Source organism: Haladaptatus sp. SPP-AMP-3, assembly GCF_049568665.1.
Classification (GTDB): Archaea; Halobacteriota; Halobacteria; order Halobacteriales; family Haladaptataceae; genus Haladaptatus; species Haladaptatus paucihalophilus.
Map to the genome: position 1 here is coordinate 524,866 of NZ_CP145897.1, position 14,701 is coordinate 539,566.

The window sequence follows — 14,701 nt, forward strand, 5'->3', positions numbered from 1 at the left end:
CTAAATTATACTGATTCCTACTAAAGCAACGGGTGCAGCACCCGAAATCGCGGAGGCAAATCCTTTCTCCTTCGCCCTCTCACGGAACAGCATGACGCTATCGACGCCGCGAATCCTCGTCTCGGGCGAGACGCTGATCGATTTCCTGCCGGAACGTCCCGGACCGCTTTCGGAGGTGCCGACGTTCGAACGGCGTCCCGGCGGCGCGCCCGCGAACGTCGCCGTGGCGCTCTCCCGGTTGGACGAGACGCCGTGGTTCTGGACGCGAATCGCCCGCGACCCGTTCGGCGACTTCCTCTCCGAGACGCTCGACGCCGAGTTGCCCGACCGGTTCGTCGAACGCGACCCGGACGCGAAGACCACGCTGGCGTTCGTGACCCACGACGAGGCGAACGACCGGGCGTTCACGTTCTACCGGGACGGGACGGCGGACACGCGACTGCAACCCGGCGGGGTCCCGGACGACGCGCTCGCCGAACTCGATTGGGTGTACGTCGGCGGCGTGATGCTGGCGAGCGACCCGGCGCGAACCGCGACGCTCGACCTCGCGGAGCGCGCTCGCGCGGCGGACTGTTCCGTCGTCTTCGACCCGAACGCGCGGCCGGAACTCTGGCCCGAGGGCGGATTCGCCGAAGCGGTGGACGAGATGCTGTCGCTCGCCGACGTGGTGAAGGCGACGCCCGAGGACCTCGCCATGGCCGGGTTCGAGGCGGACGACGCGGACCGACTCGCCGCGAGCGTCTGCGAGGCCGGGCCGCACACCTGCCTGCTGACGCTCGGTGGGGAGGGCGCGTACGCGCACGCGACCGACGACGCGCCGTGGGAGTCGGGGGCGGCGACGCACGCGGGCTACGACGTGTCCGTCGTGGACACCACCGGTGCGGGTGACGCCTTCACCGCGGGAGCGTTGGCGGCGCTGGCCGACGGAAAGTCCCTCGACTCGGTTCTCGGCTTCGCCAACGCGGTGGCCGCGCTGACGACGACCGAACCGGGCGCGATGACGGCCCTCCCCGACCGCGATGCCGTCGGCCGATTACGAGAATCGCAATCGAACTAGCGGAATTCGTAACGTCACTTTTAAGTCTCTCATCGGAAATCGAAGAACGAGTACCACTGAGAACGCATGAGTGACAGCACAGGTGACACGGACGGGGACGCGGCGCTCGAGGAGGCGTCGTTCGTGGAGTACGGTATCGAAGACAAACCACCGCTGGGGGAGTCGGTTCTGTTGGGCTTCCAGCACTACCTGACGATGATCGGCGCGAACATCGCGGTGCCGCTGGCGCTGGCCGGTGCGATGAAGATGCCACCGGCCCAGACGGCCGAGTTCATCGGGACGTTCTTCGTCGTTTCGGGAATCGCGACGCTGGCCCAGACGACGTTCGGAAACCGGTACCCCATCGTGCAGGGCGCGACGTTTTCGATGCTCGCACCGGCGCTGGCCATCATCGGCGTCATCGGCGCGGGGTGGCGCGTGACCCTGCTCGAACTGCAAGGCGCGGTCATCGCGGCCAGCGCCGTCGAAGTGCTGGTCGGCTATCTGGGATTGATGGGTCGGCTGAAAAAACACCTCTCGCCGGTCGTCATCGCGCCGACCATCGCACTCATCGGGCTTTCGCTGTTCAGCGTTCCACAGATTACGGCCGCGAACCAGAACTGGTGGCTCGTCGGACTCACGCTCGGCCTCATCGTTCTCTTCTCGCAGTATCTCGATAATCACCGCGCGTTCCGCCTCTTTCCGGTCCTCCTCGGCGTCGTCACGGCGTGGGCCATCGCGTTCGTGCTCTCCTACACGGGATTCTACACGCCAGCGAATCCCGGCTACGTGGATTACATGAGCGTCGTCAACGCGAACCTCTTCCAACCGGTCATGCCCCTCCAGTGGGGAATGCCCCGGTTCACGCTCCCGTACGTCATCGGCATGTTCGCGGGCGTCGTCGCCTCGATGATAGAGAGCTTCGGCGACTATCACGCCGTTGCGCGCCTCTCGGGCGTGGGCGCACCGAGCAAGAAACGCATCGACCACGGCATCGGGATGGAGGGCATCGCCAGCGTCTTCGCCGGACTCATGGGCACCGGCAACGGCTCAACCTCCTACTCCGAGAACATCGGTGCCATCGGCTTGACGGGCGTCGCCTCGCGCTACGTCGTTCAAATCGGCGCGGTGGTCATGCTCGTCGTCGGGTTCGTCGGCTACTTCGGTCAGCTCGTGGCGACGATTCCGAGCCCCATCGTCGGCGGCCTGTTCATCGCCATGTTCGGACAGATATCCGCCGTCGGGCTGTCGAACCTGAAGTACGTTGACTTGGACTCCTCGCGCAACCTGTTCATCGTCGGCCTCGCCACCTTCGCGGGGCTCGCCATTCCGGCGTACATCGGAAACCTCGGTACCGGTGTGGAGCAGAGCGGTGCCGAACTGTTCCAGCAGGGGATGCACAGCGTGGCCGTCATCGGTCCCGTCCTCGGCACCGACATCGTTTCGAACACGCTGTACGTCGTCCTCGGCACCGGGATGGCGGTCGGCGGTCTCGTCGCGTTCGTTCTCGACAACACCATCGAGGGAACCCGCGAGGAACGCGGCCTCGAAGCGTGGGAGACGATCACGGAGGACGAGAGCGACTTCCAGAGCGCCTTCGAACGCTTCGGGTCGGAGAGCCGTCCGGACCCGACGAAAGCGGACTGACGAGAACCCACACGAAAAACCGCCCACAACCTTTTGTTCCCCGCCGTCGTGTAGAACGATAGCACATCGCATGTGTTGATTCCCCCATGACGACGAATGAATCGGAGCCCACGACGGAATCGTCCCCTCACGAAGCGGTCCCTCGTTCGGAAGTCGAAGCGCTCCGTGAGGAACTCGAAGCGACGAAGGAACGACTACGCATCGCCGAGAAGAACCTCAAGTGGATGGCCCAGCATCAGGCCGTCGAGACCGGAAAGAGCGTCTGTCCCACCTGCAACTCGAACGGGTCGTTAGGCGTCGAACGGACCGCGACCGGGAAGAAGAAGGTCGAGTGTACCAACTGTGGTGAGCGCCTCATTTGACGACGATTCGGCGGGTTCGCGGCCCGTCACAGTCCACGAACAGGATGGACTGCCACGTCCCGAGCGCTAGTTCGCCGTCCTCGACGGGGACGGTAACGTGTTCCCCGAGTAACACCGAACGGAGGTGCGCGTCGGCGTTGCCGTCCAGTTGGTCGTGTGCGTAGTCGTCACCGCGGGGAACGAGCCGCGACAGAAGGGTTTTGAAATCCGAACGTAACCGCCGTTCGTCCTCGTTGACGATGACACCGGCGGTCGTGTGCGGGACGAAGACGGTACACGTGTCGGCGGCCTCGGGGGCGTGCTCGGCCACTCGGTCGGTGATGTCCACGATGTCTACGCGCTTCGACGTTGTGACTTCGAACTCCATATCGTCGCTTCGACGGTCATCGACAAAACCTCTTGTAAAATCGGGGAGACACTATCAGAACGACAAGAATATTTCACCGTTAAATTTTACTATTAATTAGCAATATTTTCCGTTGGTTCTCAGATTTGGTATCTGGACCGAAAATCCTTTGCGTCTTTTGACTATCCTCAACTATATATGAATGATTACCTATCTAGGAGAGGATATTTACGTCTAACCGGCGGTTCCCTCTCCGTTAGCAGTGCCCTCGCTGGGTGTCTCGGTGGGAAACTCGATACGAAACCGGTCCAGGTGGGTGCCCTCCTTCCGCTCTCGGCATCGGGGTTTCTCGAAACGGTTGCGAAACACCACCGACGCGCCATCGAACAAGCCGTCGCGGACATCAACGACGCCGGGGGTCCGCTCGGGCGCGAACTGGAACTCACGGTCGAAGATACCGAACTCGACCCGGAAACGGCGAAAACGGCGTTCGCCTCGCTCGTCGATTCGGGCGTCGTCGGACTCGTCGGACCCGTCGTCACCGATATCTCGATGGCGCTGGCCGACAGTTTCGCCGAGGAGGAAGTCATCGCGGTGAGTCCGTCGAGCACGCATCCGGCGCTCGCGTCGGCGGCGGTCACGGACGCGACCAAGTATTTCGCCCGCACCGCCGCCAACGACATTCAGCAGGCGCTCGTGATGGCGAAAATACTCAACAGCGACCGATTCGTCGGCGCCGATACCGCCGCTATCGTCCACGTGGACAACAGTTTCGGGGAGGGGTTGGCGTCGGTCATCGACGAGAAAATAACGGGGAAAACGGTCGAAACGGTGGCGTTTCCGCCCGGTCGAGAGACGTACTCCGGTCGCGTGAGTCGGGTGGTGCGGTCCGGCGCGGATGCGGTCGCGTTCGTGGCCGAACCGGGGAACGTCACGATTCTTCAGCGGCTCGCGCGGAGTTCCTTCGACGGCGAGTTCGTGCTGAGCGAGGGCGTCATCCCGGGCGACGTTCCGTCGTACATGGACGGAATGTACAGCGCGTCGGTGGCGGCCGAGCAGACGACGGGTTCCATCAAACTTCGGCAGGAACTCGATGATATCACGCCGCTCGCGCCCTACACGCAACACGCCTACGACGCCACGTTCCTGTTGGGGACCGCGATACAGCAGGCCGGAACCGCGACGGGGACCGCCATCAGCAACAACCTCGTCTCCGTTTCGGGCGGCACGGGGCAGACGGTTTCCGTCGATGAGTTCGGGCGGGCGGTGACGCTCATCGACGCGGACCGCACGGTGAACTATCAAGGGGCGTCGAGTTCGGTCGACTTGAACGAGAACCTCGAACCCCTCAACGCGTACATCATCGAGCGCGTCGATGATGACGGGATGGACGAACTGGAACTGCTTCGAGCGTCCTTCTTCCAAGGGAGGACGGCGTGATGTCCGACTCATCGCTCTCGTTGCGACGACGGGCCAGTGCGCGCCTCGCTCGGTACATCCCGAGCAGGATACGGCGGAGCTACGCCGCGAAGTTCGGCGCGGTACTGTTCGCCATCCTCATCCTCATCGCCGCAATCGGCTTTTTCATCCATCTCGACACGAAGCAACTCGTGACGGGGACGACGAACGACGAACTACAGAGCGCCGCGAAGATGGAGGCCGAATCCCTCCACGAATGGGTGGGCCAGAAGCGCTCCACGACGCGGTACCTCTCCTCGTCGCTCGACGGAAACGAATCGAACGCCGAGCGCCAGACGTACCTCGAAGGGCAGTTGATAAACATGCCGAACGACGTGCAGGCAATCCACTACGTCGACCGGCAGAGCGGCATCGTGCTCGCCAGCACGACCGACGAGATGGTCGGGACGACGGCGGACGGCGCGGCGTGGCAGAACGACTCTTTGTCGTTCGCGGCCGACTCCGTTACCATTTCGTCGCCGTACGAAGTGAACGGCGAACCCGTCGCCGCGTTCGTCACCCCGACCGAGGACGCGAACCATCTGGTCGTCGTTACGGCGTCCCTCGCGGAGCACTCCCACGTGTTGTCGTCGCCGACGGCGACCGGTGATGTGACCGTTATCGACAAGCAGGGAACCGTCGTCCTCGACAACCGCAACGTCGGGTTGCTACGCACCTACTCGAACGGAGTGGATTCGACCATCCGACGGGCACTGACCGGCGAGAGCGACGTGACCCAGGTGTCCGGGACGGACGGGTCGTCGGTGATGGCCTACACCCCAATCGTCGGAACGGACTGGGTGTTGCTGTACAACGTCCCCCGCAAGACCGCGTTCGCCCTGCAGACGAACGTCACGAAGAACATCGGCATTCTCGTGCTGATGGCGGTGCTCTCGCTCGCGGTCGTCGGTCTGACCATCGGTCGCGGCACCGCGAAGTCCCTCTCGTCGGTCTCCGGGACGGCCGACCAGATAGCGGCCGGGCAACTCGACACCGAACTGCCCGAGACGACCCGAGAGGACGAGATGGGCGAACTGTACGGTTCGTTCGAATCCATGCACGGCTACCTGAACACGGTCGCCGACCAAGCGGACGCCCTCGCACAGCAGAACTTCGACGCGCCGGTCTTCGACGAGACGGTTCCGGGCACGTTCGGCGAGACGCTGGAGCAGATGCGCGACGACCTTCGCGCGATGGTTGCTGATATAGAGCAGGCCCGCGCCGAAGCGGAGGTCGCGCAAGCGGACGCCGAGGCGGCGCAAGCCGAGGCGGAAGCGGCACAGGCCGAAGCGGAGGAACTCAACGCGGCGCTGGAGCGGAAGGCCGCGGAGTTCAGCGTCGTGATGGAGGAAGCGGCGGACGGCGACCTCACCCAGCGGATGGCGACCGACAGTCCGACCGAATCCATGACGGAAATCGCACACGGGTTCAACGAGATGATCGCCGAACTCGAAGCCACGATACGCGACGTGAGCGAGTTCGCCGAAGACGTCGCCGCCGCGAGTCAGGAGGTCACCGCGAGCACCGCCGAAATCGAGCGGGCGAGCGAGCAGGTGACGGAATCGACGCAAGTGATGTCGTCGGGGACGGTCGAACAGTCCGAACGGCTCGAAGAGACCGCAGGGGAGATGAGCGAACTCTCGGCGACCATCGAGGAAGTCGCCGCCTCCGCGGACCAAGTGGCACAGACGGCCCAGAGTACCGAGGCGCTCGGGCAGGACGGACGGGAAGCGGCCTCGAACGCCATCGACAAGATGGACGCCATCGAGACGGGGACGGACGAGACGGTCGAGCAGATGGAGGACTTGGCCGACGAAATCGGCCGCATCGGCGATGTCGTCGAACTCATCCGCTCCATCGCGGACCAGACGAACATGCTCGCGCTGAACGCCAACATCGAGGCGGCGAGCGCGGACGGCGACACGGAAGGGTTCGAGGTGGTCGCAAACGAGGTGAAGGAACTGGCGAACGAGACGAAGGAAGCGGTCGTGGACATCGAACAGCGCATCGACACCGTGAAAGAGCAGGCGGACGTGACCGTCACCGACGTCCGGGAGACGCACAAAGCGGTCACCGAAGGGGCGGAGACGGTGCGCGACGCACAGGAATCGCTCCAAGCCATCATCTCGAACGTCGAGGAGACCACCGGCGGCATCGAGGAGATAAACGACGTGACTGCCGAACAGGCATCGACGACCGAGGAGGTCGTCGCCGCGGTGGACGAGGTGACTCGCATCAGCGACGAAACGGCCGACGAAGCCGAAGACGTGGCCGCGGCGGCGGAAGAACAGACCGCTTCGGTCAGCGAAGTCGCCCGGAGCGCGGATTCGCTCGCCAAACAGGCCGAATCGCTCGCCGCCACCGTGGACGACTTCACGGTTACCCATCGGAGCGATTCGTCGGACGGACAGTAATTCCGGTTCTTTTTCCGTATCGTTACCACCACCATCACCGATTTATTCCGTCGAAGAGAGATGGGGGACATGCACGAACGAGCAGCGGAGTTCGAAACGCGCGCCGCGGAGCGGTACGGCTTCGACGCGGACGTGCACGAGTTTCCCGAAGGGACGAAAACCGCCGCGGATGCCGCGGACGCCATCGGCTGTGACGTGGCCCAAATCGCCAGCAGTCTTGTCTTCCGCGCGGACGACGAACTCGTCGTCGTCGTGACCAGCGGGGCGAACCGCGTGAGCGAGGGCCGACTGGCGGAACTGCGTGACGCCCCCGCGTCGGCGGTCGGCATGGCCGACGCCGACGCGATTCGGGAGTCGGTCGGCTGGTCCATCGGCGGCGTCCCGCCCTTCTGCCACGACACCGACCTGCCCGTCTATCTTGACGAGACGCTGACCGAGTTCGATACGGTCTGGGCCGCCGCCGGGACGCCGAAAGCCGTCTTTCCGATCTCACCCGACGACCTGGCGGAGTACGCCGACGCGGCGGTCGCACGCGTGAACGAGTGAGCGAAAGAGCGGAAATCGATGGGGGAGGGGAAGGCTGAGGGAGGAAGTCAGAGCGAGAGCGGAAATCGGTCGGGGAAAGACCGATTACGGGATGGGTCTTTTGTTCCGCCATGACCCTCCTCGGAACGGCGCTGTTGGTGATTCTGGACGCGAGTCTCGGGATGTGGCTCGGCGGTATGGTGTTCTTCTCGTTCGTCGGTGCGCCGACGACGTTCGACGTGTTGGGCGACGACGCGGGGCAGGTCGTCAACGCCATCTTCCCGAAGTACTACGAGTTCGGTTCGATACTCGGATTCACCGCGGTCGGCGTGGCCGTCGTCGCGTGGAACCGGGGCGTCCTCGACCCGACGGCCACGCTGTTTATCCAACCGCTCATCCTGATTGCGCTGGCGGCGACCATCTTCGCGCAGGCTCGGCTCCTCCCGAAGATGGAGTCGGCGGGCGACGACGGCTTCGCGCGGTATCACAAGCAGTCGGTCGTCTTGAACGGCGTGGCGATGTTCACGGTCGCCGGTGCGCTCGTGCTTTCGCACTTCTGACCCGCCATCGGTCCGCCGGTTGCTTCCGGTGGCCACCCAACGCTAAGACCGTTCGCGTCGAACCATTCGAGGGCTCATGACGGACAAACTCGACGTTCGCGCGTTCGCGCTCGGCGGCGGCGTGATGTGGTCGGTGTACGTGATGCTGGACGCGTGGATAGCACGGTTCGGTTGGGGCGACGAAACGGTCGAAACGCTCTCCTCTCTGTACATCGGCTACCGGCCGACGCTCCGGGGGAGCCTCATCGGCGCGCTCTGGGGATTCATGGACGGCGCGCTCGGCGGTGCCATCGTCGCCACGGTGTACAACGCCGTCGCGCGCGACGAAGAACAATCTTGATTGGCTAGTCGTTCCAACCGTTCGATATGACCCTTCTCGGAACGGGACTCCTCGTCGTCGCGGACGGGGCACTCGGCATTTGGCTCGGCAGCATCGTGTTCTTCTCGTTCGTCGGCGCGCCGACGACGTTCGACGTGTTGGGTGACGACGCGGGGCAGGTCGTCAACGCCGTCTTCCCGAAGTACTACGAGTTCGGACTCGGATTGGGTGTCGTGGCCTTCGGTGCCGCGGTCGTCGCCACCGCGATGGACGCGTTCGACGGCATCGTCGTCGCCGCCCTCGCGCTGGTCGGCGTCGCCTTCACGGGGTACGCCCGCTGGGTGCTCATCCCGAAGATGGAGGCGGCGGGCGACGACGGCTTCGCGCGGTATCACAAGCAGTCGGTCGTCCTGAACGGCGTGACGATGCTCGCGGTGGCGGGCGGCATCGTGGCCTCGCACCTCTAAGAGATGAAAGGGACGTACACCCTCCTCGTCTCGCTCGCTGCACCCGCGGAAATCGAGTTCGGCGCGACGGGACCCAGACCGCTCGATTTCGGGTGGTACGCCTACACCGGCAGCGCGTTCGGACGGGGTGGCTTCTCGCGCATCGACCGTCACGCGCGGGTCGCCTCGGGCGAGAACGGTGCCCGCCACTGGCACGTCGATTACCTGCTCGGCCATCCCGAAACGGACCTCGTGGCCGACGTGCGAACCGAGGCGGCGGACGTGGAGTGCGCCGTCGCCGACCGACTCGCCGAGGAAATCGAGCCGGTTCTCGGCATCGGCGCGTCGGATTGCGACTGCGGGACGCACCTCCATTTCGCGCCCGAGAGGGACTCCCTCGAAGCGGCGGTTCGGCGGGCGCACGAATCGTCGGGTAATTCCCCGCCGGTGGAAACGGGGCACTAGTTTTAATCCCGCGCTCGTCCAATCTTCGAAACGATGGGTGACACCGTACTCACAGACCTTTTCGCGCCGTCTCGTGTCGCCGTCGTGGGAGCCACGGAAAACGAAGGCTCCATCGGTCGCGCCATCGTGACCAACCTCCGCGACGAGTTCGACGGCGAGACGGTGCCCGTCAATCCGAACTACGACGAGGTGTTCGGACTGGACTGCTATCCCGACCTCGCGTCCGCGCCGGACATCGACCTCGCGGTCGTCGTCGTTCCGCCGCACATCGCGGTGGACGTGGTTCGCGGGGCTGGCGAAGCCGGAATCAAAAACGTCGTCGTTATCACCGCCGGATTCGGCGAGACGGGGAGCGAAGGTGCAGAACGGGAGCGAGAGTTGCAGGACATCGCGGCGGAGTACGACCTGAACCTCGTCGGCCCCAACAGCCTCGGGGTGATGAGCACGCCGGTCGGCATGAACGCGACCTTCGGACCGGAGAACGCCCTGCCGGGGTCCATGTCGTTCATGAGCCAATCGGGGGCGTTCATCACGGCCGTCCTCGACTGGGCGAACGACGAGGGACTCGGCTTCAAGGACGTGGTGTCGCTCGGGAACAAGGCCGTGTTGGACGAGACGGATTTCGTCCGCGCGTGGGGCGAGGACCCCGACACGGACGTCATCCTGGGCTACCTCGAAGGCGTCGAGGACGGCGGGACGTTCATCGACGCGGCCCGCGAGGTGACCGACGATACGCCTATCGTGATGGTGAAATCGGGGCGTACCGACGCCGGGGCGCAGGCCGTCTCCTCGCACACCGGAACCCTCGCGGGAAGCGACCGGGCGTACGAGGCCGGACTCGAACAGGCGGGCGTGTTGCGCGTCGATTCCGTCCAAGAGTTGTTCGATTTCGCCCAGATTCTGGCGGGGCAACCCCTGCCCGAGCGGGACGACGTGGCCATCGTCACGAACGCGGGTGGACCGGGCGTGATGACCACCGACGCGGTGGGCGATTCGACCCTCTCGCTGGCGTCGTTTTCCGACGACACGCTCGCGGAACTGGGTGAAGCCCTGCCCGAAGAGGCCAACATCTACAACCCGATAGACGCCATCGGCGACGCCGACATCGGCCGGTTCCGGGACGCCATCGACATCGCGCTCGGGGACGAAAACGTCGGAACCGCGGTCGTGCTGGCCGCGCCGACGGCCGTCATCGACTACCACGACCTCGCCGACGTCATCGTCGAACTCCAGGCGAAACACGGGAAACCGGTCGCAGCGGCGTTGATGGGCGGCGAACGAACCGAGGAGGCGGCGGAACTCCTCCGCGAGGGCGGGATTCCGAACTACTTCGACCCGGCCCGCGCGGTGCGGAGTCTGGACGCCCTCACCACGTACCGCGACATCAGCCAGCGCGAGTACGGGCAACCGACCGAATTCGACGTGGACAGGGAACGCGCTGCGGACATCCTCTCCCGCGCGAAGGAGCGCGGCGACAACCGTCTCGGCGTGGAGGCGATGGGACTGCTCGACGCGTACGGCATTCCGACGCCCGACGGTACCATTGCGGATTCACCGGAAGACGCGGTGAGCGCCGCACAGGACATCGAGGGGAACGTCGTCATGAAGATAGTCAGTCCCGACATCCTGCACAAGTCCGACATCGGCGGCGTGAAAGTCGGCGTCGCAAACGAGGACGTGTACGACGCCTACGAGGACCTCGTGACGCGGGCGCGGAACTACCAACCCGACGCGACGATTCTCGGCGTACAGGTTCAAGCGATGGTGGACCTCGATTCGGGAACGGAAACTATCATCGGCATGAACCGCGACCCGCAGTTCGGTCCGCTCCTCCTGTTCGGACTGGGCGGCATCTTCGTCGAAATCATCGAGGACACCACGTTCCGCGTCGCGCCGATAAGCGAGCGCGAGGCGAGCGAGATGGTGAACGACATCGAGGCGGCACCCCTGCTCCGCGGGGCGAGGGGCCGAGAACCCGCCGACATCGACGGTGTTGTCGAGAGCCTGCAACGCCTCTCGCAACTCGTGACCGACTTCCCCGCGATTCTCGAACTGGACGTGAACCCACTCGTCGCCACCCCGGACGGCGTGCGAGCGATAGACATCCGACTGACCGTGGACACGGACGAACTATGAACACGATACTCGTCACCGCAACCGAAGAAAGCACAGGCAAGACCGCCGTCGCCCTCGCGCTGGCGCGACTCGCACAGCAGCGCGGGCTGTCGGTGGGCTACATGAAACCGAAGGGCACCCGACTCCAGAGCAACGTCGGCAAGACGCTGGACGAGGACCCGATGCTGGCCCGCGAACTGCTCGGCCTCGACGCCGAAATGCACGAACTCGAACCCGTCGTCTACTCGCCGACGTTCATCGAGCAAGCCATCCGGGGCCGCGAGGACCCCGACGAACTCCGCGAGCAGATTCGAACGAGCTTCGAATCGCTGTCGTCGGGCCACGACCTGATGATAATCGAGGGCGGCGGCAGTCTCACGACCGGCGGTATCGTCGACCTCACCGACCCGAAAGTCGCCGAACTGCTCGACGCGGAAGTGCTCCTCCTCTCCGGGTACGAGAAAGGGAGCGACGTGGACGACCTGCTCGCCGCCGTGGACGACATCGGCGACCGACTGTCCGGCGTGCTGTTCAACGCCGTCTCGAACACGAACTTCGACCCGCTCGATACGGACGTGGTTCCCTTCCTCGAAGGGCGGAAAATCCCCGTTCTCGGCGTCGTTCCGCGCCAGCAGGACCTCGCGGGCGTTACGGTCGGAGACCTCGCGGCGGAACTCAACGCGGAACTGCTCACGAAGGCGGACACGGGCGAGTTCGTCGAGCGGTTCCTCGTCGGCGCGATGAGCGGCGACAAGGCGCTCCGCCACCTCCGTCGGACGCGGGACGCCGCCCTCGTCACCGGCGGCGACCGTCCCGACCTGCACACCGTCGCGCTGGAAGCTCCCGGCGTGAAGTGTCTGATTCTGACGGGCGGGTTCCGTCCGCCGGGTGCCGTCATCGGCAAGGCGGAGGAGAAGGGCGTCCCCGTCCTGCTCGTGCAGGCGGACACGCTGACGACAATCGAACGCGCCGAGGACGTGATTCGAAGCGGTCGAACCCGCGACGAGGAGACGGTCGAGCGGATGGGCGAACTCCTCCACGACCACGCCGACGTGGACGCGCTCCTCGGTGAAGGGACAGTGGAATCGGACGCGGACGTCGATTCCGACGCCGACGCGGACGGGGAGTAGCGGGGACCGAACATGGTCGACCATCCGGAGTCCGCGACGACCCGCGAGACGACCGTCGTGGTCGTCGGTGCCGGGCCGGGCGGCTGTGTGATGGGCTACCTCCTCGCCAGAAGCGACGTCGATACCGTCCTGGTGGAGCGCCACGCCGATTTGGACCGGGAGTTTCGCGGCTACTTCTTCCAACCGCTCGCGGTCAAACTGTTCGCGGAGATGGACGTGCTGGACGACGTTCTGGCTCTCGACCACGACGAGGTTCGACGGCCGGAGGTGACGGCGTTCGGGCGGTCCTATCACGCCGTCGATTTCTCCGGACTGCCGAAACCGTACGATTACGGTCTGTTGATGGAACAGCCGCCGTTGCTCCGCCTGCTCATCGACCGCGCCGACGAGTTTTCGAACTTCGAATTTCGCCCGGCGACGGGCGTCACCGACCTCGTTCGTGAGGGGGGACGGGTCGTCGGCGTGCGCGCGAACGACCGCGAGCGGGACGAGGACCTCGAACTTCGAAGCCGACTCGTCGTCGGTGCTGACGGTCGCTTTTCGACGGTTCGGACGGCGGCCGACCTCGACCCCGGCCTGTTCGACTCCGACATCGAACTGCTGTGGTTCAAACTCCCGGCGGATGCCGTTCGGTCGGCCGCACAGGGGCGCATCGAGCGCGACGGCATCCTGCTCTACTTCGGTCTCGGGGAGGAGGACGCACAGGCCGGGTGGTTCATCGAGAAGGGAACCTACCCAGACATCAGAAAGCGCGGTATCGAGCGATTTCGGCGGGAAATCGCCGCGGTGGACCCCGCCATCGCCCGGCATCTGGAATCGTTCGACCAGTGCTCGCTCCTGCACATCGAACCCGGATTGACAGAGCGATGGGTGGACGACGGTCTCCTCCTGCTCGGCGACGCGGCGCACGTCGCCTCGCCGGTCGGCGGACAGGGAAACGGCCTCGCTATTCAGGACGCCGTGGTCGCCCATGCGACCACCACGAGTGCGCTCGAAATGGGGAACACGGGAGACGAGCCGCTTCCTGCGGAACGCCTTCGGCGGTTCGAGTCGGTTCGCCGACCCGCCGTCGAAGACGTGCTCCGCCTCCAACGGCGCGGCGAGCGGGTCGTCACGTGGTACGTACAAAACGGCGAGTCGGTCCCCGAGTGGGCCGTTGCTCCGGTCGTTCGAGGTCTGTTTACCGTCGCCCCGAAGCTGCCGCCCGTCCGGCGGACGTGGCGGACCTTCGCCCTCGGACCGACACCGGTGTCGGTGGAAACGGCGGTGTTCGAGGAGTCGTAGCGCACGCCGAAAAATCGGTGCGTCAAAAAATCGATTCCGTATTTCCGTTCGATTCTCCCCCGGCTTCGCCGAAGCCGTAGGGTCGCGTTTCGTTCGAGAAGCGGCCGATTAATCCGCGTGTTGCGGCGCGCCGTGCCCGTTGGTCCGCGTTTCAGTTTCGGAGTCCGCGGGCGTAGCGAGCGGGTTCGGCGACCGAAGTGCCGCGATGAGGCTCCACATGATTCCCGTGAGCAGGGAACCGGTGGCAGAGAGACTCATCCCGAGCGTGAAGAAGGCGGTTCCGTAGACGATGCCGATAACGGCCGATGGAAGAGAGGTCCCGAGGGGGACGTTCGCCATCGAGTCGCGGAGGGTCGGAACGAGAACGAGGAGGGAAAAGACGCTCCCGCAGAGAAATACGATGTCTTGCCACATTATCGCTCACCCTCCCCAGTTGTCGTTTCGTTACTCGTGTCAATCATCACTTCCCGGTAGTTGGTTGGCGTTGATAAGGTTTACTCATTGCCGAGTAAATATTTCGACAGAGACTAGCACGCCAATCTCTGACTAGACATCTGTGGTGACTGCTCATACGACAAAATGTCCCACACACGG

Annotated in this window: 15 protein-coding genes; 13 read left to right on the plus strand and 2 right to left on the minus strand. The window is 64.7% G+C overall.

Translation table 11 applies throughout. From position 1 onward, the window contains the following. Nucleotides 1-91: 91 nt before the first annotated feature. The 3 genes from V5735_RS03185 to V5735_RS03195 all read left to right on the plus strand — a co-directional run bounded on the left by V5735_RS03185 (nucleotide 92) and on the right by V5735_RS03195 (nucleotide 3,045). The gene (locus tag V5735_RS03185; protein WP_423745046.1) at nucleotides 92-1,057 is read left to right on the plus strand and encodes a carbohydrate kinase family protein; all 966 of its coding nucleotides are present in this window, start codon (nucleotides 92-94) and stop codon (nucleotides 1,055-1,057) included. Nucleotides 1,058-1,123: 66 nt separating this feature from the next. Further along, nucleotides 1,124-2,683 (plus strand): uracil-xanthine permease family protein, encoded by a 1,560-nt coding sequence (locus V5735_RS03190; RefSeq protein ID WP_423745047.1) that lies wholly within the window; start codon nucleotides 1,124-1,126, stop codon nucleotides 2,681-2,683. A gap of 86 nt (nucleotides 2,684-2,769) precedes the next feature. Continuing rightward, a complete protein-coding gene (locus tag V5735_RS03195) occupies nucleotides 2,770-3,045 on the plus strand; it encodes a hypothetical protein (protein ID WP_423745048.1) in 276 nt (91 codons plus the stop codon). On the opposite strand, the gene V5735_RS03200 is transcribed toward V5735_RS03195, so the two are convergent. After that, on the minus strand, nucleotides 3,038-3,412 hold the full coding sequence (locus V5735_RS03200; protein WP_423745049.1) for a secondary thiamine-phosphate synthase enzyme YjbQ: 375 nt from the start codon (nucleotides 3,410-3,412) through the stop codon (nucleotides 3,038-3,040). The two genes, V5735_RS03195 and V5735_RS03200, sit on opposite strands and share 8 nt — an antisense overlap. 291 nt (nucleotides 3,413-3,703) lie before the next feature. Here V5735_RS03200 and V5735_RS03205 point away from each other — a divergent pair, with 291 nt between their 5' ends. From V5735_RS03205 to V5735_RS03250, 10 genes are all read left to right on the plus strand, one after another. Then, complete coding sequence (locus V5735_RS03205; protein ID WP_423745050.1) at nucleotides 3,704-4,831, plus strand: ABC transporter substrate-binding protein; 1,128 nt, start codon at nucleotides 3,704-3,706, stop codon at nucleotides 4,829-4,831. Beyond that, the gene (locus V5735_RS03210) at nucleotides 4,831-7,263 is read left to right on the plus strand and encodes a methyl-accepting chemotaxis protein (protein WP_423745051.1); all 2,433 of its coding nucleotides are present in this window, start codon (nucleotides 4,831-4,833) and stop codon (nucleotides 7,261-7,263) included. Before V5735_RS03205 ends, V5735_RS03210 begins: the two co-directional genes overlap by 1 nt. A gap of 69 nt (nucleotides 7,264-7,332) precedes the next feature. Continuing rightward, nucleotides 7,333-7,809, plus strand: coding sequence for a YbaK/EbsC family protein (locus V5735_RS03215; RefSeq protein WP_423745052.1), 477 nt, complete (start codon nucleotides 7,333-7,335; stop codon nucleotides 7,807-7,809). A 110-nt stretch (nucleotides 7,810-7,919) separates the two neighbouring features. Further along, on the plus strand, nucleotides 7,920-8,348 hold the full coding sequence (locus V5735_RS03220; RefSeq protein ID WP_423745053.1) for a DUF4149 domain-containing protein: 429 nt from the start codon (nucleotides 7,920-7,922) through the stop codon (nucleotides 8,346-8,348). 76 nt (nucleotides 8,349-8,424) lie between these two features. After that, entirely contained in the window at nucleotides 8,425-8,688 is a 264-nt protein-coding gene (locus tag V5735_RS03225) for a bacteriophage holin (RefSeq protein ID WP_423745054.1), read from the plus strand. Between the two features lie 26 nt (nucleotides 8,689-8,714). Beyond that, on the plus strand, nucleotides 8,715-9,134 hold the full coding sequence (locus V5735_RS03230; RefSeq protein WP_423745055.1) for a DUF4149 domain-containing protein: 420 nt from the start codon (nucleotides 8,715-8,717) through the stop codon (nucleotides 9,132-9,134). A 3-nt stretch (nucleotides 9,135-9,137) separates the two neighbouring features. Continuing rightward, nucleotides 9,138-9,578 carry a GIY-YIG nuclease family protein gene (locus V5735_RS03235; protein ID WP_423745056.1) on the plus strand — a complete coding sequence of 147 codons (441 nt, stop codon included), beginning with the start codon at nucleotides 9,138-9,140 and terminating at the stop codon, nucleotides 9,576-9,578. Between the two features lie 33 nt (nucleotides 9,579-9,611). Beyond that, on the plus strand, nucleotides 9,612-11,714 hold the full coding sequence (locus V5735_RS03240) for an acetate--CoA ligase family protein (RefSeq protein ID WP_423745057.1): 2,103 nt from the start codon (nucleotides 9,612-9,614) through the stop codon (nucleotides 11,712-11,714). Then, complete coding sequence (locus tag V5735_RS03245; protein ID WP_423745058.1) at nucleotides 11,711-12,823, plus strand: phosphotransacetylase family protein; 1,113 nt, start codon at nucleotides 11,711-11,713, stop codon at nucleotides 12,821-12,823. Before V5735_RS03240 ends, V5735_RS03245 begins: the two co-directional genes overlap by 4 nt. Nucleotides 12,824-12,835: 12 nt before the next feature. After that, nucleotides 12,836-14,107 carry an FAD-dependent monooxygenase gene (locus V5735_RS03250; protein ID WP_423745059.1) on the plus strand — a complete coding sequence of 424 codons (1,272 nt, stop codon included), beginning with the start codon at nucleotides 12,836-12,838 and terminating at the stop codon, nucleotides 14,105-14,107. Nucleotides 14,108-14,215: 108 nt separating this feature from the next. On the opposite strand, the gene V5735_RS03255 is transcribed toward V5735_RS03250, so the two are convergent. Beyond that, nucleotides 14,216-14,521 (minus strand): hypothetical protein, encoded by a 306-nt coding sequence (locus V5735_RS03255; RefSeq protein ID WP_423745060.1) that lies wholly within the window; start codon nucleotides 14,519-14,521, stop codon nucleotides 14,216-14,218. Nucleotides 14,522-14,701 lie beyond the last annotated feature (180 nt).